The organism is Escherichia sp. S10b (assembly GCF_028421345.1).
Classification (GTDB): Bacteria; Pseudomonadota; Gammaproteobacteria; order Enterobacterales; family Enterobacteriaceae; genus ECMA0423.
Genome location: NZ_JAHZSO010000167.1, coordinates 23,920 through 46,559, shown reverse-complemented (window position 1 = coordinate 46,559; position 22,640 = coordinate 23,920). Strand labels below are relative to the sequence as shown.

The window sequence follows — 22,640 nt, the reverse complement described above, 5'->3', positions numbered from 1 at the left end:
GCAAAAAAGGGAAGTGGCAAGCCACTTCCCTTGTACGAGCTAATTATTTTTTGCTTTCTTCTTTCAATACCTTAACGGTATAGCGGCCATCAGCCTGACGGTATGCACCGTGAATATCGGTTTCAAAGCCCGGATAGTGAGCGCCGATTTCACACAGCATCTGCAGGAACTCCAGAACCGGACGGCTTTCTTCGGTGATCATTTCACCCGGCATTACCAGAGGAACTCCCGGCGGATATGGAAGGATCATATTGGCGTTAATACGACCTACCATTTCGTCGAGGTAAACTTCTTCGGTCATACCGTGCAGCTCTTTCTGGAACGCAGCATACGGAGTCATTACCATCGTCGGCAGCACTTCAAATGCGCGGTACATCAGATCCGGCAGATTGTGGTGAACAATCAGTTTGTGGATATTCTGAGCCAGTTCCTGAATACGCATGTTTTCATAGAATTCAGGATCTTCACGATACAGAGACGGCAGCATGTTTTTCACACGCAGGTTCAGGTCGAACGCACGTTTGAAGTCAGTCAGAGCACGCAGCAGGCTCAGTGCTTTGGTCTTATCGATACCGATGCTGAACAGGAACAGCAGGTTATACGGACCGGTTTTCTCAACAACGATGCCATGTTCGTCGAGGTATTTCGCCACGATGCTGGCCGGAATACCAAAGTCGCTCATGGTGCCGTCTTTTTCCATCCCCGGAGTCAGCAGGGTGACTTTGATCGGGTCAAGATACATGTGCTCGTTATCGATGTTTTTGAAGCCGTGCCAGGTGCTGTCAGAACGCAGCGGCCAGCATTCAGTGGTATCGATATGATCCGGCTGCCATACATCAAAGAACCAGCCATCAGATTCCGTTCTCAGACGTTTGATCTCTTTACGGAATTTGATCGCACGTTCAATGGAACCGTTGATCAGACGCTTACCAGCATTGCCTTTCATCATCGCCGCTGCGGTTTCAGTGGACGCCACGATACCGTAGTGCGGAGAAGTGGTGGTGTGCATCATGTAGGCTTCGTTAAAGGTTTCTTCGTTTACGTCACCTTTAACGTGGATCATGGAAGCCTGAGAGAACGCCGCCAGCAGTTTGTGAGTGGACTGGGTTTCGTAAATCACTTTCCCTTCTACACGGCCACCGCTCATACCGCATTTACCTTCGTAAATCGGTGAGAAGTTGGTGTAAGGCACCCACGCGGAGTCAAAGTGGATGGATTTCACATCCAGTGTTTTCTTGATAAAGTCGGTGTTGTACAGCAGACCATCATAGGTAGAGTTGGTAATTACAGCATGTACCGGCCAGGTTGCGTTTGGTGTTTCTTTCACGCGCTTAGCAATGGTAGCGTGCTGGAATTCACTCTGTGGGATACCACCAAGAATACCGTAAGCGTTACGGGTCGGGCGGAAATAGATTGGCGTAACATCGCTCATCATCATCAGGTGGGTCAGCGATTTGTGGCAGTTACGGTCAATCAGAATGGTGCTGCCTGCTGGAGCAGAGTACATACCAACAATTTTGTTCGCAGTGGAAGTACCGTTGGTCACCATGTAGCTGCGGTCTGCGTTAAAGACGCGAGCGATATACTGTTCTGCTTCTTTGTGTGGACCACTGTGATCCAGCAGAGAACCCAGTTCAGATACTGAAATGGAAATATCAGATTTCATGGTGTTCGGACCAAAGAAATCATAGAACAGGCTACCTACCGGGCTTTTCTGGAATGCAGTACCGCCCATGTGACCAGGAGTACAGAAAGTATATTTACCTTCACGAACATATTTAAACAGTGCTTTAGTCAGCGGAGGCAGAATAGTGTTGATATATTCGTCAGTGGTCTGCTTGATCTTATTAGCAATATCTTCAGCAGCACCCAGCGCATATTCAAAGAAGCTAATCTGTAAACGCAGGTCATTCAGGCTTACATCGAGAGTGGAATACGTATTAGCGAACGCGTACAACGGCAGGTTCTCGTTCATTTTGCTAATTTCTTCGCACAGCTCGAGATTATATTTATCCCAGTCAAAAATAACGCCGCACAGACGCGCATTGTTTTCGATCAGTTTTAATAAGTCGTCACGGTCGTTCGGGTAAACAATCTGGAAGTTCAGACGTTCAAGCGCGCGATGAAGTTCACGGATGGGTTCTTCTTTAAAATAAACCCCCATGTGATTCAATATTGCAATAACGTTCATAGTCATATCTCCAGGTAAAAAAGGCCCCTCCCAACACATGGGACAAAATGAAAGGAGGAGCCTCGGAAAATACTTTTAATTAATGTGCGTTAGACGCGGTGTGGTTATCCATTGAGTGGCTCTGGCGCTCGTGCATTTTGCGAGCGTAGAACATCAGGATAATCAGGCTGACGATGAAGGTACCTGCCAGCTCGAAGGAGCTTGCGCCCATCAGCGCGATGAAGCAGAACACGCAACCCAGTACAGAGCAGATCAGGCTGACAAAGTTGCGGATGTTAACGCCTTCAAAACGAATCAGGTCAACGCAAGAGTAGAAGTACGGCAGCATAGTCAGCAGTACTGCGATACCGGTCAGTTCACCGAACAGGTCAGATGCTTTACCACCGGCAGAGTTCATCAGAGTGATGAGGATCATCAGGGCAGTCATTTTCACTGCAGCCAGCAGCAGACCTTTTTTCGGAATACCGTTGCTGTCGACTTCACCATAAACTTTCGGGAAGTTACCGTCGTTAGCGGCACGTACACCTGCCTGGCCTACCAACATCATCCAGGAGCCCAGAGAAGTCAGGCACGCAAAGGCGGTGAATGCAGAAACCAGCGGCGCAGCCCAGTTACCGAGGATGGTTGAAGCACTGATTGCAAACGGAGCACCGGAAGCTGCCATTACAGAAGATGGATACATACCGGAAAGCACCTGAGTCGCAGCGATGTAAACAATACCTGCTAAACCAGTACCCAGCATGGTTGCCAGCGGAACGGTACGTTTCGGGTTTTTAACCATACCAGTACTTACTGCTGCGGATTCAACACCCACGAAGGCCCACAGGCAGAGCAGAATACTTTTAATGATCGCATGACCATCAGTGGTATCCGCAGTATTCCAGTTAGCTGCATAAGTTGCCGCATCAAACCAATGCCAGCCAACAATAGCAGTCATCACCACAGGAATAAGAACCAGCACCAGACCAATAGTGGTTAAACGGCTTACCCAGGTACCGCCGAGCATATTTACAAAGGTAAATACCCAGACGATAGCAATACAGGCGATACCCGCCGGAACAGGATCATTTAATACTGGGAAGAAGGTGGAAAGATAAGATACAGCGGTAATACCAATCGCCAGGTTACCAATCCAGTTAGCATGGTAATAAAGAACACCTGTCTGAAAACCAAATGCAGGGGAAATTTCTCCGGCATAAGCAATTGGGCCACCTTGTTGCGGGTTTTTTGTTGCCAGTCGGGCATATACATACGCCAGCGACATTGCACCAATAATAGAGATAATCCAACCCCAGATAGCAATACCACCGATACTTGCTAGGTTCGCAGGTAATAATGCAATACCGCTCCCCATCATATTACCGGCAACAACACCGGTACAGGCAAATAGCCCGATCTTCTTGGCAGAACTCATGCTCTTCTCCTAATTTCATTTTTGAATTTGGAGTCCGGGTCATGATGTATAACTATTTCCTGACCAGACCAAACTGGCGCTAAGAATACTCACGAAAAAAGGATTAATCCTAAAGATTAGGTGAAATAACACAAAAGTTTCTGTAAGTGAGAACTTGAGGTTTTTTATTAACACATCAGGATCGCAAGTTGATATCATGAAAAGATAAACATTCAATGTTTACAATGGATTGCATGACATTCTCTGGTTAAATTTATGTAATAAAAATTATGCGGCAAATAAATTGCCGCAACATATTATACCAACGGGAACATACAAAAACTCAACAACAAATATTCCAGAGCATAAATCAACCCGGAGTTACTTATTCTGAAGCGAGAAATTTGTCGAGATAAGGTACAACATAAGGAACAGAAGTCTGGAATATACCATTTTCAATCCAGTAAAGGGTGTTTGCCCCTGGGCGTAAATTAAAGGCGGTGAGATATGCATCAGCTGCTTCCCGGTTCATCCCCTTCATTTCATAAACCTTGCCAAGCAATACATAATTTAGCCAGGACATTTCAAGATCAATGCCAGTATTTATCGCCTGGTAAGACTCATCTGTTTTACCTTTTACCAGAGCACTGACCGCTTTTATTTGATATATAATGGACAGGTTATTCAATTCCGGTAGTGTAACAATGTTATCTATTTCTGTGTTCAGTGCTGCTAATTGTTTTTCATCTAAAGGATGTTGAGAATGGCGCACGATATCAACTAATGCTTTTTCTGCTCTCGCGTAGGTAAATTCTGGGGATGATTGAACAATCTCACCTAATAATTCACTGGCACGGTTCAATGATTTATCATCGCCATGCAGTAAATAATCATGTGCCTGATAAAAATTAGTTAATAACGCACCACGATGAGGCAAAATTTGCTGGAGCGTCTCCTGCATTCGTTGTGGCCACGGTTGGTTTAACGCTTTTGATAAACTCTCCAGTAAATCATTTTGAATCGCCAGCTGATTACCGTTAGTGATGACATAACGTTTATCCAGCATGGTTGAACCATCTGCATTGTCTACCAATTTTATCGACATAAAGCATTGTTGAGCACGGTATTGGCGCTGATTAACAAACGCAATAGATAATGTTTTACCGGAACTGCTCGGTTCATCAATGTTGTAGTTGATTTTGTCATGCACCATAAAGGTGGAGAAGGTGTTAAGTGATGTCGCCACCAAATCACCCACGCCTATCGCGTAAGAGAGCTGATACGGGGAACTCCAGCTGTTACAACTTTTATTTACCATATTAATGTCAATATCGCGTGGATTGAGCAAAATACGCGATTTGCTCATAGGAAGCCGTGTATCAAGAGTTGAAAACGCTACCAGTGCTACACAGATACCTAACGACAACAGGAAAAAAAACCATACCCAAAAGGTAGTGAATCGTTTGCTTTTAACTGGGGATTGTTCAGGTGGCGTTGCGGTGTTTTGAATGTTAAGACTGTGGGAGGGAGAATCTGTGGCAGGAACCGCCTCTGGTATAGGGGGAGGCGAAGATAGCATTATTTCCTCTCCCTCTTCTTCGCTGTACCAGATAACCGGCACCATTAATTTATAGCCGCGCTTTGGTACAGTAGCGATATAGACAGGACTATCTTCATCATTATCTTTTAATGACTTACGTAGTTCTGAGATACTCTGCGTCACAACATGATTGGTGACAATACTTCTCTTCCAGACATTATCGATAAGTTCATCCCTGCTAAGTACTTCGCCACTGTGTTGAGCAAAGAAAACCAGAAGATCGATTAATCTCGGCTCAAGGGTAAGTTGACGCCCATTGCGGCTAATTTGGTTTATGGACGGAGTAACAAGCCATTCGCCAACGCGAACTACAGGTTGTTGCATAATAGAAACTCATTCGAAAAGGGAATGATGCAATGATAATTGCCACAACCTATTTTTACCATCTATAGATGGGTTTATTTACATATTATTGGTGAATGCAAGACGTTATTTTTACCAGCCATAAACTTCTTGATTACATAGTATTACGAAAGGATTTTACTGAGAACCAGAAGTAATATTCCTTACCATCAAAATTCATCATCTTTGCCAAAGAAAAATGTTCAGAAAATAATCCATGGAAAATTGTCCGGAGCGCTTACTATTTTAATGGATTGTTAGTCTTTGCATGAGCAAGCGGACTGATACATTTCTCTTTGTTCTCATTCAGAAAATCTCATCAGTCGGCGTTCAGACCGGTGTTGTGCTTTATGGATGCGTTACGCTCCTGATGACGTCATTTGACGTTCAACAACATCACGGGGCCGCACGACATTTCACGTCAGTTAGTGCTATCGCTCAGGAACAAATTTTCCCGAATTGGGATATGCCCGCAAATTGCTGGTGATGAGGGGAGAATCTGGTTGAGTTCGGGAGAATTGATTTGGAGGCAGAACGCTTAAATCGTGGCGTCCTGAAACGAAAAACGGACCTCCGTGGAGGTCCGTTTATATGAATTTGGTGCCCGGACTCGGAATCGAACCAAGGACACGGGGATTTTCAATCCCTTCAAAAAAGACCAAATGCTCTATCAGCACTAACAGTTTTTTACTGGTTTGCCTTGAGAAAAATGTTTAAGTTTGCTGCAATATGATGTAAGCAATGCTTAAATACGGTGTTTCGAAACTACCATAATCCTACCATCAAATTGCCTTGGTTTAAGATGGCCCATCTTCGTATCCCAGTTCTCAACTATATTGCATTAGGTGAGAGAACTTCATAATGAGCAAGCTAAAGCAATTAGCTCTTCAGAGATATCTGGGCTGATTCTGGTTGTTATGAGCTGCAACAGCTGACGTCCTCAGGTTAAGGTTTACTAAGATAAGTTTGTTTTCTTCGAAAGCTCTTGATGTTTCATGACATTGGCTAGATCGTGAACATATTGAAAGTTCGAGATAGTCACGGTAAACCTCACTTAAAGCAATTACAGTAACTAAGGTTACTACTACGTGGAGCAATTTTGATATAGTTGGAGAGAATAAAGAAGAGTTCTGTTGTTCCAGGCTCTTGGTCTCGTTGAAGCACAAAAGGATAGGGTGTGAACAAAATAAAAGCTGACTCAGATTTTCTTGTTAGTCATAAAACTAAAACATTGATTGGTATGACTTTGTTCGTACTTAAGGCAAGCCCTAATGTTCCGTTTACCGCCAGGCAATTGGCAATCAAAGTTTGCGAAAGCTTTCCTGAATACGCAGAAAAGAAACTTGCTTCATCAGAACATCTTTCGAGTGTTGAAGACCTAATCTCCCAGGTAGCGGCAGAGATAGGCGCCCAAAGACCTTCGCTGGTTAAGAGAAATGCTCATATTAATGTGACGGCAGGAAAACCTAGAAAGTATCTTTGGTCAGATGATGAGGCAAAGGGCATACAATTAAATAAAGATATCTTTGTCACGGATGATGCTGACGTTTCTGATCCCCATGGCGAATTTTATTCTGAGCATGAATTATATCCTCTTCTAAGCGAGTATACTTCGAGTTCATTAAATGTGCTTGTTCGTCGTGTAGATGAAAAGAAATCCAAAAAGGGAGCCTTCAAGAGTAATAAGTGGGTACATCCAGATGTTATAGGGGTCCAGGATATTGGTCATAATTGGTCGTCCTTGACTAAGGATGCGGTTTCAATTCTTGGTGGTAAACGTGCTTTTCTTTGGTCTTTTGAAGTAAAAAAATCTTTAGTTATTTCGAACGTTAGAGAGGCATACTTTCAGACCGTTTCTAACTCATCATGGTCTCACTATGGCTATCTTGTAGCTGCAAGCATTGAGAATAACTGTATTGATGAGTTAACTGTTCTGAATGCGGCACATGGTATTGGCGTTATCCTCCTCGATGTACATAATCCGTCTGAAAGTCAGATTCTTCTTCAAGCAAAAGAAAAAATAAGTTTAGATTGGCAAACTATTAATCGTCTTATTGAATTGAATCCAGACTTTAAAGAATATATTGATTTGATAAACCAATTCTCGTTAAATAAAAAACTTAAAATAAACGAATGGGGTATTGAATATGAATAGGTTTTTTCTCTTAATCAATTGTAAACGTTAACTAATAAAGGTCTTAGGAGATAGTTATGGCTTATGATTTGACTAATACTCTGGTCATTGGTATAAGTTCAACAGCACTTTTCAATATGCAGGAATCAGATAATCTTTTTAAGGAATTCTGTTCCAGCAATCCAGAAAAAGCAATTGAGCAATACAGAGACTACATGCTTTTGCATGAGAATGATGAGTTGCTTCCTGGAACTGGATTTCCCTTGGTAGAGGCTTTGCTGGGGCTAAATAAGTATAAAAAAGAAGCTGATAAATCTCCTCTTGTTGAAGTAGTGGTTATGTCAAGAAATAGTCCTGATACAGGACTTATGATACTGAACAATATAAGAAAAAAAGGAGTAGATATAACAAGGTCAGTATTCACAGGTGGTGAAACGGTGGTTGACTATCTCGAGGCTTTCAATGTGGATCTCTTTCTTACAACCAGTATTGATGATGCACAGCGCGTTATCGACTCTAATGCCTGTGCAGTTGCTATTTTAAAGGAACCGCCAAAAGAATCTATAAAATATCCGCAAGATCAGGTAAGAATTGCCTTTGATGGTGATGCTGTCTTATTCGATGAGTCGAGTGAGATTGTCTATAAAACGAAAGGAATTAACAGTTTCCATGCACAAGAAAATGCCAAGCAAAATGAACCTTTGGCGGAAGGTCCTTATGCAATGCTGCTAAAAAAAATAGCGAGATTACAAGACCGATTACCTGCAAGAGTTGATTATTCACCGATAAGAATTGCTCTTGTTACAGCAAGAAATAGCCCATCCGAGCTACGAGTTATAAAAACATTAAGAGCTTGGGGGATAAATGTTGATGAGGCATTCTTTCTAGGTGGGGTCGAGAAAACAAAAATACTTAAAGCTTTCAATCCTCATATATTTTTTGATGATCAAGATGTCCACCTTGAGCCAGCATCAGTATATGTCCCTTCAGGCCGAGTACCTTATGCTTCTCGCTCACCATTATATCAGCAAATATTGTCAATCAAGCCAGCTTAATTTATATCAATGTCATTGCCCCGATGAGTCGGGGCGGAACTATCATCATGGTCACGAATTTTTCTCAGATGACAGTTATCTGCCGAAGATAGTCTTGCAATAAAATCTATCGTTTAAATAAACTATGGGCTTCGGTATTTTTTTGATGTAAAAATAAAAAGACAATATCATAAATGTTAAACCTCAAAATAGCCGAGCAGCAAACGCCAAAACAATAATACTGACATTACCATTAACTGTCGCGATGGTTCTGAGTCGGTCGTCTTTAAGTGTTTTACCATCAAAAGTTGCGATGGTGCGGAGTCGATCGTCTTTCAAGGTCTTCCCATCAAATGTTGCGATGGTGCGGAGTCGGTCGTCTTTCAGGGCTTTACCATCAAACGTCGCGATGGTCCTCAGTCGATCATCTTTCAAGGTCTTGCCATCAAAGGTCGCGATAGTCCTGAGTCGATCGTCTTTTATAGTTACGCTCATAAGTATTCTCCTGTGATACATCCATTCAGTACTTTACCATCCAAAATCAAGCACTGGTTTCTGTAAGTTCTGGACGCTAATTGTTTGAATGTGCGTTAAAAATTCATCCAGTTAGCATTAACATTAACCAGCGCTTCATCGATCGTACAGGTCTGACGCAGTTTAAAAGATACAATCTTATCTATAAATTGCGGTGGCGCATTGTTCTTTTATCTGGCAACTAGAGGTGTCCTCCAACTCCTTTAAATTTTTCGATAAACGCCCCAATTTTCTGGAATACAGTCTGCTTTTTCGTTTTGTACTGAGGATTCAGCGGACTGAGCTTTGGTAGCGTCTCGTTTAACTCCGTCCCATTTTCGGTAGCATATTCCCGTTTTAGTGATGTGCGGATATAGCGCCTTGCAGCCTCTTCATTGAGGTTTTCTTCCTTAATCAACGCTTCTGCTTCCCGCTGCTGTTCACGCTGAGCATAGGTAAAGAATGCATCAATGATACTGGCCTTGTCCGGCATGTCATCAAGGTTAGTTTGCTGAATAAAGTCAACAATCAGACCTTCTTTGGCACGGTTGCCCAGACTTGAGCGGATTAAGCGTCTGACCTCTTCAGTCAGGGCTTCTTTACCTTTTTTCTGACGATTGTGGTCGAAAATCAGACCAAGGATGTAGTCCAGGTTAATCTCCTGCGACTTAAGCAGGTCAATTTCAAACACCACGTCATCCCAGTCTGTGGTTGATGTATCCCTGTCGTTTGCTGCTTTTTCGCGTCGCTGCCAGTCCCGGATATCATTGTATGCTGAGCGATAGTCCTGAACTTTACGTTCTGCCGGGAGACGAATGGTTTGTAATTCAGCAAATTTTTCATCATCCACATAGTGCTCTGCTTTAAAGGTTTCTACCGCTTCCGGGTCACTAATATCAACCTTCTGCAGGGCTTTCAGCGTGGCAAATTCATCATAGTTTTGCAGGATGTTTTCTGCCCGCAGATATTCACCAAACAGTTTGACGAAGGCTTTTTTCTCTTTTTCACTGTCGATACTGGCCGGGTCAGGGAAGCGCTGCTCCAGCTCAGAAACAACAGCCATAAAACCTCGTTTAGCCTCGCCGGTTGCCGCATCGGTAAAGCCCTGCATGTACTCTTCGTAGCTTTTTTCCAGTACCACATTCTTGGTGTTTTTGTCGCCAAAAAGTGTGATGGCATCAATGGTCGGACGCTCCAGGTCCCTGAAAGTCACGATATTGCCGAAGGTTTTGGTGGCATCATAGATACGGTTTGTGCGGGAAAATGCCTGCATCAGACCGTGATAACGCAGGTTTTTGTCAACGAAAAGAGTGTTAAGCGTCGGAGCATCAAAGCCAGTCAAGAACATTCCCACCACGATGAGAAGGTCAATATCCTGATTTTTCACTCGTTGAGCTAAATTGCGGTAGTAGTTCTGGAAACCGTTACTGTCGGTGCTGAAATTGGTTTTAAAGTGATTATTATAGTCATCAATGGCTGAATCCAGGAATTCCTTCGCGCTGCTGTTCATCGCGCTGGTATCAAAGCTTTCGTCAGTAATATCACCAATGGCGCTTTGCTCTTCATTTGCAGCAAAGGAGAAGATGGTTGCAACCCGAAGGCGTTTATAGCTGCCAGATTTCTTCTCCGCTTCTTCCTGTAGCATTTTAAACGTCGTGTAATAAGCTTTTGCCGCATCCACGCTGCTAACTGCTAACATGGCGTTAAAGCCCTTAGCTCCCGGGAAGGTTCGGTGCGTTTTCCGACGGAAGTTATTGAGAATGTATTGCGTTATTTCCTGGATACGCAGGGGGTGCAAAAATGCCTGTTGGTTTTCAGCAGCGCTGAGTTTTTTTTCGTCAGTTTCCGTTTCAAGGGACTTAAACTGTGGGCGGACATCGTTATAGTCCACCTTAAACTTCAGCACTTTTTCATCACGAATCGCATCAGTAATTACGTAAGAATGTAATTCACGCCCGAACACGCAGGTTGTGGTTTCTGCTCCCAGTGCGTTTTCCGGGAAAATAGGCGTACCGGTAAAACCAAACTGATAAAAGCGTCTGAATTTCTTTTTGAGGTTTTTCTGGGCCTCACCAAACTGGCTGCGGTGACACTCATCAAAGATAAACACCACCTGCTGCTGATAGACGGGCAGGTCAGCTTCGGCTTTCATCAGGTTATTGAGTTTCTGAATGGTTGTGACGATAATTTTGTTATCGTCCTTATCCAGGTTTCTTCTGAGGCCAGCTGTATTATCCGAACCATTGACACTGTCCGGAGAGAAGCGCTGATACTCCTTCATGGTCTGGTAATCGAGGTCTTTCCTGTCGACCACGAAGAAGACTTTATCGATAAAGTCCAGCTCAGTAGCCAGACGTGCGGCCTTAAAGCTGGTCAGGGTTTTTCCTGACCCTGTGGTATGCCAGATAAACCCGCCGCTTTCGGGTTTTGACCAGTTCTTCGCTTTAAAAGAGCTGTTGATTTTCCAGAGAATGCGCTCGGTGGCGGCAATCTGATAGGGGCGCATGACGAGCAGCGTCTGGCTGCTGTCAAACACGCTGTAATTAAACAGAACATTCAGCAGAGTATGCTTCTGGAAGAAAGTGGCGGTAAAGTCCTTCAGGTCCTTAATCAGAGTGTTATCCGACTTTGCCCAGTTCATGGTGAAATCAAAGCTGTTTTTATCCCGCTTAGTGGTACTGGCAAAGTACCGGGTATCAGTCCCGTTGGAAATTACGAAGAGTTGCAGGTATTTAAACAGGGAGTTATCGCTGTTAAAGCTTTCCTTGCTGTAACGGTGTATCTGGTTAAAGGCTTCACGAATCGCCACGCCGCGCTTTTTGAGTTCGATTTGCACCAGTGGCAGGCCGTTGACCAGAATGGTGACGTCATAACGGTTAGCGTGTGAACCTGTCTGCTCAAACTGCTGAATGACCTGCACCTTATTGCGCAGCAGGTTCTTTTTATCTATCAGATAGATGTTTTCCAGACGACCATCATCAAAAGTAAAATCACAGATATAGTCGATATGGATTTTACGGGTTTTGTCCAGGCTGCTGTCACTGGGGCTATCCAGATACTGCTCTGCGAAGCGCCGCCATTCACTTTCGTTAAACACCACACCATTAAGACGCTGAAGCTGGTCCCGCACATTCGCCAGCATCGCAGTCGGTGACTTAACGGAGATAAACTCATAGCCCTGATTAAGAAGGTCCTGAATCAGCGCCCGCTCAAGGTCCGATTCGCTCTGGTAGCTGTCACCGGTATCCAGAACTTTGGTGTATTTATCAAGGACGATAAAGTTATTGGATTCAGCAATGGTGTGTGTCTGTTGTGTCATGGTGCATCCTGTGCGTCATCTGGCAAAGCCCGGAAGGGTATCAGAAGCATCTTCCGGCATTCGTAAAGCCTGATACCGGGCGGGTGAGAACAAACCCTGCCGGTATCAATAGTCCGTCAGTTGCTGGCGGTTTCTGGTCTCGGGAAGCTGAACAGCAAGTCACGATAGTATTCGTACTGTTTCTGGCGCAGCTCGATTTCCCGAGGTAAGCCTTCAGTCAATGAGAATGTTATAGCCTCTAATTTGTCCAGAATTCCGACTATTCGCTGTTGTTCGAGCATTGATTTCTCTGGTGATGCCGGGAAGGGTATAGGCACAGTAATTTTCTCGACCTGATGGCTCATTAGCTTAGGATTACCCATACCTGAATAGACATGCTTTTGGGCTTCTATTGAAAGCCAATAGTAAAGATACTTATAGCTAATTGGATAATTTTCATGAATTTTGATTAGCCCACAAACATTCGTGATGGAGAATTTCCCTGTACGGTAGAAAACCGTTCCAGCATTTGCACCATCTGTTGTCCAACTAATAAATTCACCATCAAAGTCGTAAGTATCTATTGAGCCAATCATCCCATTTCTTGCGGTTTGGGAACTATAAACGGGGTAGTCTCCTGCATTCTGTTCGAGATACCCTTTAGACATGACTCTTCCGCGTCTTAATATTGCTACATCAGCTAGCGTTTTCCACTCAACTTCGGCCTCGTCAAAACAAAGCAACTGGTCACGATAGTAGTTGTACTGATTTTTTCGCATGGTAAGCTCAGCTGTAAGCTCAGCTGTAAGCTCAGCTGTAAGAGCAGTAAATCTATCCAGAATTCGGACGATTTCAGACTGGATGGTCAGAGACTTTTCTGGATTGTTTGAACAGGGAATTGGAATTTTAATTTTAGATAAATCGCCACTGGAAACCCGTCGGACTTTAGCTCCAGTAATATATTTCATTTTTTGTGTTTGAAATATTTCGGACTGGAAGAAATAGGCGAGATATTTAACATTTTGCTCGTGGCGAAATAACATCATATCTCCGGAAATAGCAACGTTATCGCCAAGCCAGGCTAAAGGTTTTACTACATCTTCATCGTTTTCTGATGTTGTTGCTAGCAATAAGTCATTTTTTTGAGCCTTTCTCAGCTTATTGGCTAGTTCTGGAAGCACGTAAGTAAATGTTTTATCAGCTGATAACCCATACCTTGTATAAATCTGACCGTAATGTATTGCTGGAAAACCACTTTCAACGAAATCTTTTTTCTGTAGTCCATTGCCACGTATGAAATCGCCAAGCTCTCCCAGTGACAACCATTCAACATCAACTCCATCCAGCAATTTGTTCAGAAAGTTCAACCCACTCATGATTGCGCCTCGTCACCTTCAATCTTTGCCACAATTGAGTCGATATCCTTACGTAACTGTTCGATTTTGCCGACGGTGATTTTTAGCTCGGCATTCAGTTCGGAAATATCAATTATTTCGCGAGTATTCAAGGCTTCGACGTAGCTGCTGACTGACAGGTTATAGTTATTGGCAGCAACTGTTTCTTGAGGTACAGTTTTCGCCAAATGGTCAACGTCTGTTTTGCTGGCAAAGACCTGCATAATCTGTTCAATATGACCATCAGTCAGGATATTGTTATTGGTTTCTTTCTTAAACAACCCGCTGGCGTCAATAAACTGAACGCGGGTATCTGTTTTGTGCTTTGACATCACCAGAATGTTAACGGCAATGGTGGTGCCGAAGAACAGATTCGGTGCCAGAGAAATCACCGTTTCAACATAGTTATTGTCGACCAGGTACTGTCGGATTTTCTGCTCTGCACCGCCACGGTAGAAAATACCGGGGAAACAAACTATTGCTGCGCGCCCTTTAGCAGACAGGTAGTTCAGCGCATGTAGCACAAACGCAAAGTCAGCTTTTGATTTCGGGGCCAGTACGCCAGCAGGAGCAAAACGCTCATCGTTAATCAGGGTCGGGTCGTCACTACCAATCCACTTAACCGAGTACGGCGGGTTAGAGACAATAGCATCAAACGGTTTTTCATCGCCAAAGTGAGGCTCAGTCAGAGTATTTCCCAGTCTGATATCAAATTTGTCGTAGTTGATGTTGTGCAGGAACATGTTCATACGCGCCAGGTTAAAGGTTGTATGATTTATCTCCTGACCATAAAAACCGTCTTCAATGATATGGTTATCAAAGTGCTTCTTCGCCTGAAGCAGCAGTGAGCCAGAGCCTGCAGCAGGGTCATAGATTTTGTTGACATGAGTCTGACCGTGCATCGCAAGCTGAGCAATCAGCTTAGATACGTGCTGAGGTGTGAAGAACTCCCCGCCAGACTTACCGGCATTCGCCGCATAGTTAGAAATCAGGAACTCGTAGGCATCACCAAACAGGTCAATCTGGTGCTCATTAAAATCCCCGAGCTTTAGCCCCTCAACGCCTTTCAGAACGGCAGCAAGACGGCTGTTTTTGTCTTTGACGGTGTTACCCAGTCGATTGCTGGTCGTATCGAAATCGGCAAACAGGCCTTTGATGTCGGCCTCGGACGGATAGCCGTAGGCAGAGCTTTCAATAGCGACGAAGATACTGTTTAAATCAGCATTCAGCCTGTCGTTGGTGTTCGCTTTAGCGGCAACGTTGCAGAACAGCTGGCTTGGGTAAATGAAATAGCCTTTAGTCCTGATGGCATCGTCTTTGATGTCATCGGTAATGATGCTGTCATCAAGTGCTGCATAATGTATGCTCTCATCCCCTGCTTCCATGTAGCTGGAAAAATTCTCACTGATGAAGCGGTAGAAAAGTGCACCGAGTACATACTGTTTAAAATCCCATCCGTCTACGGAGCCTCTGACATCATTGGCAATGGCCCAGATTTGACGGTGTAGCTCGGCACGCTGCTGAAGGCTTGTCATTTTGTATCCTGTTGTATGATTCTTAACTACTTTTATTGGCCCAATTTTATCGCAATTTCATATTGATGACAGGCTTTGTTGACCACTACAGTTTGCCCGATTGTGTAAGCAGCGCTCTTTCAGTCAGGCCAGTAGAAACGTTGTGCTGACGATAAATACTGAAGCCCCAATACTATCGGGGCTGAACGTTCAGTCGGTGAAAATTTCTTCATCCGTATCTATTGTGGATGGTGATGAATCTATTTTTGTTGTAAGAAATACCCGATTCAGCAGCCTTTGCTTCAGGGCGTTTCTTCGCTCATTGTAGAATTCCGGGAAGCGACTGAACTCAATATTTTCATCTGAAACTAACAACATTGATGGCGTATAGTTGTTTGATGAATGAGATAGCCATTGTTTCAGGGAAGTATCCTGTTTACTTATATTCTGAGAATGATTCAGTAAATGAAGATTCGGTATGGTGTCCCAGTGTTCCGGGTTTTCATAAAAGCTGAGGTTCTCTGGTGAGTTCGCAACATAATCTAATCTTTCAAGATATTTCTTTGAGAAGTGATTTCTTGGGTGAAGGTGATCAATATGAAACACCTCGGTCGGATTCATTTCAGGGAACAGAAGATGCAATAGTGCGCGGCAACGACCTTCGCCATATCTGATATTGAGAAGGCTTTCGATGTATTCGTCGTCAAATCTGAGGTCCTTATTCGAGCCTTTATATCTGTCAATAATCTTCTCAAGAGGGAAATGAATATCTGAAAGACTATTTTTCATTACATCTCTGATGCTCGTGAGTAGCGCATCGGCCTGGCTTCCAAAGATCCCTTTCAGAAGTACCATGTAAAACCACTGACTAATTACTGAGCGCTCATTGTGGTTTTTATTCAGGAGATTAATCGTTGTATATAATGCATGTCCACTGGTTTGCTTTTTGTAAAGCCAGTAGACCACAGGAATGACTGCATTTTTAGATATCAAAGACTGTGGATTGATGCCGAATCGCCTGATAAGAATAAAGGTCTCCTTGATACAGGATTTTATTTCAGACCATTGTTGTTGTATCTTACCGACCTCCTCTGAAGTGAAGTTTTTTACTTTGAACCGGACGTCAGAGTCAATAAGCATCAGGCTGGTTTTTAAGAACCAGTCTCTTTCAATATAAAACCCCATTTCATTATTCTGATAAATGTTTTTTGTCAGTTCATCCAGTTCTCTTCTGAAATCCCCCTGCCAGTGCGCTACCGCTATTGACATCAGTAAGTCTGAGAACTCAAGTTTTGTCCCCCCGCTGTTCGTGCGGATGAAAACATCCAGCACATGATCAATGTCCTGACTGCTCTCATTGAAGTAGTGGATAAGATTCTCAGTTCTTATCTTGGTATAAAGTTTAAGCAGAGTTTTTCTGGAAAATTCACTGGAAATGAGTCCTCTTTTTTCGAGTTCTGGTACGACAACGTTAAATAAAATATCATCCGGAGAATCATGTTGCTCGTATTTGAATATTTCGTGCAGGCAGAACCAGTGATGTTTGTTGTCTGTAAGTGAATCAGCGTATTGCTTGTCGGTCAGGAACCTGAAGTTATACTTCATCATGAGCTCATCGTCTGAATTAAGTGGCGCTGTTAAATCGACGTAAAGCTTTCTGGGCGGCAGGATGCGATCATCCTGTGCCGAAGGCCACCACACCCGGGGCTGTTTATACGCATACGTTCCACACAATCCAATATATAATGATGTGAGACGCTGCTGACCATCAATCACCGCCTTGAAATCATGAAATCCCGCATTTGTTGGTACGCAGGGGTTTTCTTCATTAAATCGCTGACAGTATTCTTTCAGGAATTCATAGAATTTGTAATCATTTTTAATACTGGCACTACGGATATCCCACATCATGAAAGAGTTTATCGGGTAGTCTCGCATGATGGAATCAAACAGCAGACATATCTGACTGCTGCTCCAGACGAACTTCCTCTGAATTGCAGGCAGAAGATAGTGGCGTAAATTAATTGAATCTATCGCTTGTTTTATCGTTATTGCTTTTTCATACTGGCCAGCCATCATAAACCTCATATGTTATATTAGCTGGCCTATTTTAATTTATTGCGTGTCGGTAGTACAGTCTTTGTACAAGCTAATTTATGCAATGGAAAAGCTGACGGCTCGGTTTGTGTTTTTCATTCGGGTAGACTCGCATTGCGGATGCACAAAGTGATGGAACCTGTCTTGCTATATTTTTACCGAAGTTAACAAGTAGGCCGTGCTTTATTTTTTCACCCTCTGCCCTGATGCTGATGACAAAGCTGAACTGATATACGATTACCTCAATGAGGTCATTGCCAAATGTTATGATGGCGGCGTTGTTTATTTCATATTCATAATCCCTCAGGTCAGTGTTAAGTCTTGCTGTTGCATCTACAAGTGCGTATTCTTTATCGATAATCATAACTTTCTCACTTATCATGTTAATGTGATTTAATCATCACTAATAATATGTTGTGATTTTAATTACGATTATTCGTCTGTTTACTCCCGTAATGCATTATCTGATGAATAATGTTCATGTGGGGTAAGGCTTCCATAAAGTCAGACTGTTCAATCAGCGAAATGAGTGTATTATCGATCTCAAACGTTGTATCCGGTAATACCTCAACCAGCCTGATTCGGGACAGGGAAATAACGAACACGCCCGATGACGTACATCCGGCAAGAAACCACTCCGCATGGCTGCAAAGCAGACGATAGGGATGAACGGTATGGCTGACGTTTTCGTCGGTTCTGATACGCACCTGGGTCTGGTTGAGTATGGCGAGCGTCAGTCTGCTGAAATCACCAAAGAGCGTGGGTTTCTGGCGCGGCTCCGGGAGCATAATCCGGTAGGGTGAAGGGTGCTCCCCGTCAAGCAGAAGGCTCAGCAGTTTGGCGTCCATCGCGGGTAACAGACGGTCAAGATGCAGCAACCTCGCCAGTATCTTCATATCCCGTTCCGTGCGGCGACGAAAGTAATGCGAAGCGAGCTGATATACGCCGTTGTTCTGTTCAATATCAAGATAGGTGAGGCGGATGTTAAAATCCCGCCGCAGCGTGCGCGTCGTCACCCCAAATTCTTCTGCCAGCGTCCCGATATGCAGCTTTTCACCCTGAAACAAACGGCTCAGGATGATGGAAAGGCGGGTTGCCAGTCTGTCATGTTCATTTTCTTGTGTTATCAGCGTCATACATCATTTCCGAATTTAGCCGGGAAATGATGCCAGCAGTAGCGGACAGGATTTGTCCGCCCTCTGAAGTTTTTTAAAGTCTGAATACCTTAAATGTAAGTGCTAAACGTCAGTATTCTCAGGTGAATAAAGATGCTTCTGGCGCATGTAGGCAATAAAAATGCAGGATGGTAGCGTCACCCGGTATGCGGGACCGGCTAAATCAATCAGCAGCCAGAGAGAACTGAGCACCCAGCCCACGGGACCGGCAAAAGCGCCCATGGTACGCGTCAGCATGGCATTTCCTGCAACGGTCAGCCCTCTGCCTAACAGGGCTTTCGCCACACCATTTGTGACCACAAGCGCCATCTGATAGGCTGCAAACCCGGATGTTTTTATCCCCGCCTGGATTGCCATGGTCAGCAACTCCGGCGTGGGGTTGCTGTAGCCTGTCTGCAATTCTTCCGCCACGGTCTTTAGCTGAGCGGGTGTCATCTTCTCAAGGCTTTTCTCCAGGATCTTCATCAGCAGATTCATTTCAATGGTTTCAACACTGGATTTGCTGTTGTAGTTCACCTTCATTTTATCGCAGGCATCGGTAAGAATTTCCCGGTACAGCACCCCTTTACCCCAGCGGAGCAGCGTGGCAAAGCTGTTTGCCCCAAACGTCTGAACCTCGGCGGCAATGGCATCCCAGTAGCGCGGGTGGTTGGGTTTGTGTTTTTTATACTGAGGATCGTAGGTCAGCGTTTCCGTGATGCGTGCCAGTCCGTCTTTTGGATCGCAGATAAGCACAGAAACCAGTAAATCCAGATCGTCACGATGACAGTGGCGCAGAAACTCAAGGTCAGGGTCGTGTCGGTAGGTAGCCATATTTCACCTCATTGCAGATATTGGACCTGACAGTTTAAGGAAGCCCCCGGACAGGGTTTGTCCGCCTGAAAAACAAAAAAGTAAAAAAAAACCTGCCCGAAAGCAGGTTTCTGTTCACCGGATGGAGGTATAACGCGTCGGGATTACTTTCCGCGCCATTCCTTTTCCACTTTATCCGCAAAAGAATCGCACTGCCGGGCATATTCCGGGTTATACAGAAGCTCCGACTGCGAAAGTTGCATGGCGGTCATGCTGCCGTTACGGGCATTTGATTCGAGCCAGGTTCTGCCATAGGTTTGGTTCATCACCTGAAGTACCCTGTTGAATACCGGTCCGTTGATGCGGGCATTGAGATTGACGCCTTTTAACTGAAGGCCGCTGTCGCTGGTCTGGGTCAGGCGGGTGGAGTACATCGCGCAGAAGGTCGAATTGGCAATCATCTGAGCGTCAGCCTGCTCGTCGGCGAACGCGCTGTGGCTGAAGGCTGAAAGCAAAATTGTGGCGGTTAACAGTTTAAAAATTTTCATCATGTTCCCTTATGGATTGAAAAGCGGAGACAGCCTGCCATACGGAGTGGTCAGGAGATGTCCGGCAGAGAAAAAAGTCAGGGTTTCAGCGAGGGAGCCAGTCGCCAGCGGTGAGGTCCAGCGGATTCGAGCACAAAGGCCAGATGGGTGAGGTCCCGTCTTGCGGTACGGGGAGATACGTCAAACTGCCGGATGATGTAGCGAACAGATATTGTCTGACCGTAAAACAGCGCCATGGTCAGCCGGATAAGCCGTTCTCCCTGTCCGGTGACACGTTGCCTGCAACGGCTGGCTTTCATCGTTGCCATACGCGCCATCGGTCCCCTTTCTGAAAAGAATCGAGGTGTCTGGCAAGCCAGATATCAGGGCACGAATCGCCGGTAACGCAGCGGGCAGTAAACCGGTGGCAGTTAAAGTCGAGCAGGCTATAAGGATAGCGCTGACCCACTGCCGCCTTTGCCCGTTCAGCGGCCCGCGCACAACCCTGAGGCGTCAAATCCATACAGTCGGTATACACCGAGATAGCGGAGTTCCAGCCATCGAGCCGGTCAAGAAAACCTTTAGCCTTACTTTTGATAACGGTTCCATCGCCATCAAGATGAACAATATCGCCGTTACCCACATAGATACCGCTGTGTGCGGCAAGGCCAAAAAGCAGTTCGCACTGCACGATACCGCCGTAAGCCGGTTCATCGACGCAGGAGAGAATGCAGTTATCGATAAATGAATCCACGAAGTTCAGCAGCAGAAGCCGGTACATAACATTCAGTTCCTTACTATGGGGGAGAGGGGGGATGCGGGGGAAACGTAGTGAACACTCAGCTTTCCCACAACGTACGGACCGTGAAAACCCCCATATCGTGGTAAGCCATAAAGTTACTTTCCCATAGCGACCAGAACTCACGGGCGTCGACATGAGAGATATCGCCACAACGGGAAAGCCACGTGTATTGTTGCGTCCAGCTCACATCGACATCTTTTTCAAGCTCAGGCCATGGATGTCCTGCATAGTGAAAATCGGTGACGTAATCGAGCTGCCAGTCTTCTCCGGCAGGGATGAGGCGTATTTCGACCGGATGCCAGCCGCCCTTTTCCGGTGAGTATTCAGGGTCACGGAAGTTAATGGTTAATCCGGTGATGGGGTGACGATGAGGCGGTTTTTGCGCAACGATACCCAGAAGCAGTTGAGTGAACGACCGGGAGAGCGGCAGCACATAGCCGCCCTGCAATATAGCGGGTGATGACATAGTGAATTTCCTTTTTAAGGGGTATGGAACACAGAAAAAGCGGGGGATTAGTCCTGGCTGATTGCGGCAAGCTGCGTCAGACGGTGCTGCCAGTCGGCGTAGCAGCGGTGCATAAAGAGTCTGCTGCTGTCCGCTTCGATAAGGCAGATATCCGGACTTCTGAGCACAGCAGCAAGAAAACCTGCGTTATTGGTGCTGCCCTGACCAAACAGTGGGCGAAATACACGGGATGGAAAGCTGTCCTGCTGCTGTTCCAGAATGGCGTGAATCGCATCAAGCGCTACCCATTCACGGGAGAACAGGCCTCCTTCGCCATTGGCGGTTAAGCGCAGGGCAAGGCTTCCGGTTTCACCCTCTTTACCCAGCTCATACGTCAGCAGTCCCTTGCTATGGGGGCTGATTTTCTCGGCTTCACCCCTGTAGAACACGGTATAGCTTTCGGTGACGGCGGCTTCGGTAGCGACTTTTTTCTTACTCATGGTTCAGCGCCTCAATCAGGTTCTGGAGTTGAGTGATAACGGTCGTGTCCGGGAACACCAGATAGATACCCTGTCCGTTATCGCAGACGATACCGAGCAGGAGATACCAGCCATCATCAAGTGCGGTGACGTATTCCGGGTTAGCCAGTGCCACTGCCAGCAGCGGGTCTTCGGGGAGAGTGTCGTCGTGGTTGAGATGCCAGAGCAGGGTTCTTGTTTCGTTCCAGAAAGCAGTAAACAGGTCGATATCATCTACGGGGCCAAGAATTTCATTGCTGAGGGCCGCCAGTGCGGAGGCGGGCAGGTTGAGAAGGGGAAGACTGGTGGGAGTCGTGAGTTTAAACATGATTATCTCCATAACTAATTGATTCATATTGATAATATGTTTTCAAATGACTTTTAGTTACATTTTTTTTACGCTGTTTGCTTATTTTGGATTATGTCCTTAAATTTAGTGGTGGGCTGGCGTTAAATCCCGTTTTTTTTCGATTTGCAGCATTTTGTAAGCAAATTAGCATGAGCTGTTTTAACTGAAAATGAGAGAACGCTTGCGCACAATTGCTATTGATTTTCTTACTTATTTTCTCAATCACAAAACGCCTTAAATAGTTCAAAAAACAAGCAACACCCCATAATCGATATTCTTTATGGAGAGAAACGACGTTCAGGCCTGAAAGTGGGGGAGTGGCACTTTCAGGAGATTAAGGGGGCAAACAGGCCTCTTTAACGCGTGCTTTTCTCACCAAAATGTCAGAGCCGGTGATTTGCACTTCAGTATTTCTGCCAATACTATTCGCTTCATGTGCTGGCCAGCATCTAACTCAATACCCTTAATTTGTATTAATTGAGCGAGATGTATGCATTATGAAACCCGATAGTTCTTTAAACC

General features: G+C 44.9%; 19 protein-coding genes and 1 pseudogene. 2 read left to right on the top strand and 18 right to left on the bottom strand.

Features of this window, described 5'->3' with window-relative positions; translation table 11 throughout:
* Nucleotides 1–43: 43 nt before the first annotated feature.
* The 4 genes and pseudogenes from cadA to FTE26_RS20120 form a co-directional block, all read right to left on the bottom strand.
* Nucleotides 44–2,191: a lysine decarboxylase CadA gene (cadA, locus tag FTE26_RS16110; RefSeq protein WP_001295383.1), complete on the bottom strand. Its 2,148-nt coding sequence runs from the start codon at nucleotides 2,189–2,191 to the stop codon at nucleotides 44–46.
* A 79-nt stretch (nucleotides 2,192–2,270) separates the two neighbouring features.
* Nucleotides 2,271–3,605 (bottom strand): cadaverine/lysine antiporter, encoded by a 1,335-nt coding sequence (gene cadB / locus FTE26_RS16105; protein WP_000092909.1) that lies wholly within the window; start codon nucleotides 3,603–3,605, stop codon nucleotides 2,271–2,273.
* A 364-nt stretch (nucleotides 3,606–3,969) separates the two neighbouring features.
* Nucleotides 3,970–5,508 (bottom strand): lysine decarboxylation/transport transcriptional activator CadC, encoded by a 1,539-nt coding sequence (gene cadC, locus FTE26_RS16100; RefSeq protein WP_001187182.1) that lies wholly within the window; start codon nucleotides 5,506–5,508, stop codon nucleotides 3,970–3,972.
* 259 nt (nucleotides 5,509–5,767) lie between these two features.
* Nucleotides 5,768–5,927 (bottom strand): annotated as a pseudogene (locus FTE26_RS20120) (tyrosine-type recombinase/integrase); the annotation flags it as partial.
* A gap of 776 nt (nucleotides 5,928–6,703) precedes the next feature.
* Between FTE26_RS20120 and FTE26_RS16095 the strand changes: the two are divergent.
* Nucleotides 6,704–7,681 carry a hypothetical protein gene (locus FTE26_RS16095; protein WP_001033549.1) on the top strand — a complete coding sequence of 326 codons (978 nt, stop codon included), beginning with the start codon at nucleotides 6,704–6,706 and terminating at the stop codon, nucleotides 7,679–7,681.
* A 56-nt stretch (nucleotides 7,682–7,737) separates the two neighbouring features.
* Nucleotides 7,738–8,715 (top strand): 5'-nucleotidase, encoded by a 978-nt coding sequence (locus FTE26_RS16090; RefSeq protein ID WP_021544648.1) that lies wholly within the window; start codon nucleotides 7,738–7,740, stop codon nucleotides 8,713–8,715.
* 183 nt (nucleotides 8,716–8,898) lie between these two features.
* On the opposite strand, the gene FTE26_RS16085 is transcribed toward FTE26_RS16090, so the two are convergent.
* The 14 genes from FTE26_RS16085 to FTE26_RS16020 all read right to left on the bottom strand — a co-directional run bounded on the left by FTE26_RS16085 (nucleotide 8,899) and on the right by FTE26_RS16020 (nucleotide 22,097).
* The gene (locus tag FTE26_RS16085; RefSeq protein ID WP_199160878.1) at nucleotides 8,899–9,189 is read right to left on the bottom strand and encodes a hypothetical protein; all 291 of its coding nucleotides are present in this window, start codon (nucleotides 9,187–9,189) and stop codon (nucleotides 8,899–8,901) included.
* 220 nt (nucleotides 9,190–9,409) lie between these two features.
* Nucleotides 9,410–12,526: an HsdR family type I site-specific deoxyribonuclease gene (locus FTE26_RS16080; RefSeq protein ID WP_272457585.1), complete on the bottom strand. Its 3,117-nt coding sequence runs from the start codon at nucleotides 12,524–12,526 to the stop codon at nucleotides 9,410–9,412.
* Nucleotides 12,527–12,642: 116 nt separating this feature from the next.
* Nucleotides 12,643–13,881, bottom strand: a complete 1,239-nt coding sequence (locus tag FTE26_RS16075; protein WP_103015407.1) for a restriction endonuclease subunit S — start codon at nucleotides 13,879–13,881, stop codon at nucleotides 12,643–12,645.
* A complete protein-coding gene (locus FTE26_RS16070) occupies nucleotides 13,878–15,434 on the bottom strand; it encodes a type I restriction-modification system subunit M (protein ID WP_193971528.1) in 1,557 nt (518 codons plus the stop codon). Before FTE26_RS16070 ends, FTE26_RS16075 begins: the two co-directional genes overlap by 4 nt.
* A gap of 189 nt (nucleotides 15,435–15,623) precedes the next feature.
* Nucleotides 15,624–17,492, bottom strand: a complete 1,869-nt coding sequence (locus tag FTE26_RS16065) for a DUF262 domain-containing protein (RefSeq protein ID WP_228037402.1) — start codon at nucleotides 17,490–17,492, stop codon at nucleotides 15,624–15,626.
* A 70-nt stretch (nucleotides 17,493–17,562) separates the two neighbouring features.
* Nucleotides 17,563–17,874: a hypothetical protein gene (locus FTE26_RS16060; RefSeq protein ID WP_023205800.1), complete on the bottom strand. Its 312-nt coding sequence runs from the start codon at nucleotides 17,872–17,874 to the stop codon at nucleotides 17,563–17,565.
* 58 nt (nucleotides 17,875–17,932) lie between these two features.
* Nucleotides 17,933–18,646, bottom strand: coding sequence for a helix-turn-helix transcriptional regulator (locus tag FTE26_RS16055; RefSeq protein WP_053266162.1), 714 nt, complete (start codon nucleotides 18,644–18,646; stop codon nucleotides 17,933–17,935).
* A gap of 102 nt (nucleotides 18,647–18,748) precedes the next feature.
* The gene (locus FTE26_RS16050; RefSeq protein WP_032610118.1) at nucleotides 18,749–19,498 is read right to left on the bottom strand and encodes a DUF3944 domain-containing protein; all 750 of its coding nucleotides are present in this window, start codon (nucleotides 19,496–19,498) and stop codon (nucleotides 18,749–18,751) included.
* Nucleotides 19,499–19,641: 143 nt separating this feature from the next.
* Complete coding sequence (locus tag FTE26_RS16045; protein ID WP_049004882.1) at nucleotides 19,642–20,025, bottom strand: hypothetical protein; 384 nt, start codon at nucleotides 20,023–20,025, stop codon at nucleotides 19,642–19,644.
* 77 nt (nucleotides 20,026–20,102) lie between these two features.
* A complete protein-coding gene (locus FTE26_RS16040; protein ID WP_072015373.1) occupies nucleotides 20,103–20,342 on the bottom strand; it encodes a DeoR family transcriptional regulator in 240 nt (79 codons plus the stop codon).
* Entirely contained in the window at nucleotides 20,321–20,785 is a 465-nt protein-coding gene (locus tag FTE26_RS16035; protein WP_023337779.1) for a lecithin retinol acyltransferase family protein, read from the bottom strand. The genes FTE26_RS16040 and FTE26_RS16035 overlap by 22 nt, the downstream gene beginning before the upstream one ends.
* 58 nt (nucleotides 20,786–20,843) lie before the next feature.
* A complete protein-coding gene (locus FTE26_RS16030) occupies nucleotides 20,844–21,272 on the bottom strand; it encodes a DUF2787 family protein (RefSeq protein WP_026080582.1) in 429 nt (142 codons plus the stop codon).
* A 47-nt stretch (nucleotides 21,273–21,319) separates the two neighbouring features.
* On the bottom strand, nucleotides 21,320–21,751 hold the full coding sequence (locus FTE26_RS16025; protein ID WP_072663495.1) for a hypothetical protein: 432 nt from the start codon (nucleotides 21,749–21,751) through the stop codon (nucleotides 21,320–21,322).
* Entirely contained in the window at nucleotides 21,744–22,097 is a 354-nt protein-coding gene (locus FTE26_RS16020; RefSeq protein ID WP_023337776.1) for a hypothetical protein, read from the bottom strand. The genes FTE26_RS16025 and FTE26_RS16020 overlap by 8 nt, the downstream gene beginning before the upstream one ends.
* Nucleotides 22,098–22,640 lie beyond the last annotated feature (543 nt).

What these genes read in the sequence shown, in the direction of transcription:
- FTE26_RS16080 (WP_272457585.1), bottom strand. Translation starts at nt 12,526, where the DNA reads ATGACACAACAGACACACACCATTGCTGAATCCAATAACTTTATCGTC.
- FTE26_RS16060 (WP_023205800.1), bottom strand. Translation starts at nt 17,874, where the DNA reads ATGATTATCGATAAAGAATACGCACTTGTAGATGCAACAGCAAGACTT.
- FTE26_RS16075 (WP_103015407.1), bottom strand. Translation starts at nt 13,881, where the DNA reads ATGAGTGGGTTGAACTTTCTGAACAAATTGCTGGATGGAGTTGATGTT.
- FTE26_RS16085 (WP_199160878.1), bottom strand. Translation starts at nt 9,189, where the DNA reads ATGAGCGTAACTATAAAAGACGATCGACTCAGGACTATCGCGACCTTT.
- cadB (WP_000092909.1), bottom strand. Translation starts at nt 3,605, where the DNA reads ATGAGTTCTGCCAAGAAGATCGGGCTATTTGCCTGTACCGGTGTTGTT.
- FTE26_RS16090 (WP_021544648.1), top strand. Translation starts at nt 7,738, where the DNA reads ATGGCTTATGATTTGACTAATACTCTGGTCATTGGTATAAGTTCAACA.
- cadA (WP_001295383.1), bottom strand. Translation starts at nt 2,191, where the DNA reads ATGAACGTTATTGCAATATTGAATCACATGGGGGTTTATTTTAAAGAA.
- FTE26_RS16025 (WP_072663495.1), bottom strand. Translation starts at nt 21,751, where the DNA reads ATGAGTAAGAAAAAAGTCGCTACCGAAGCCGCCGTCACCGAAAGCTAT.
- FTE26_RS16040 (WP_072015373.1), bottom strand. Translation starts at nt 20,342, where the DNA reads ATGGCGCGTATGGCAACGATGAAAGCCAGCCGTTGCAGGCAACGTGTC.
- FTE26_RS16050 (WP_032610118.1), bottom strand. Translation starts at nt 19,498, where the DNA reads ATGGCTACCTACCGACACGACCCTGACCTTGAGTTTCTGCGCCACTGT.
- cadC (WP_001187182.1), bottom strand. Translation starts at nt 5,508, where the DNA reads ATGCAACAACCTGTAGTTCGCGTTGGCGAATGGCTTGTTACTCCGTCC.
- FTE26_RS16065 (WP_228037402.1), bottom strand. Translation starts at nt 17,492, where the DNA reads ATGATGGCTGGCCAGTATGAAAAAGCAATAACGATAAAACAAGCGATA.
- FTE26_RS16045 (WP_049004882.1), bottom strand. Translation starts at nt 20,025, where the DNA reads ATGAAAATTTTTAAACTGTTAACCGCCACAATTTTGCTTTCAGCCTTC.
- FTE26_RS16030 (WP_026080582.1), bottom strand. Translation starts at nt 21,272, where the DNA reads ATGTCATCACCCGCTATATTGCAGGGCGGCTATGTGCTGCCGCTCTCC.
- FTE26_RS16055 (WP_053266162.1), bottom strand. Translation starts at nt 18,646, where the DNA reads ATGACGCTGATAACACAAGAAAATGAACATGACAGACTGGCAACCCGC.
- FTE26_RS16035 (WP_023337779.1), bottom strand. Translation starts at nt 20,785, where the DNA reads ATGTACCGGCTTCTGCTGCTGAACTTCGTGGATTCATTTATCGATAAC.
- FTE26_RS16020 (WP_023337776.1), bottom strand. Translation starts at nt 22,097, where the DNA reads ATGTTTAAACTCACGACTCCCACCAGTCTTCCCCTTCTCAACCTGCCC.
- FTE26_RS16070 (WP_193971528.1), bottom strand. Translation starts at nt 15,434, where the DNA reads ATGACAAGCCTTCAGCAGCGTGCCGAGCTACACCGTCAAATCTGGGCC.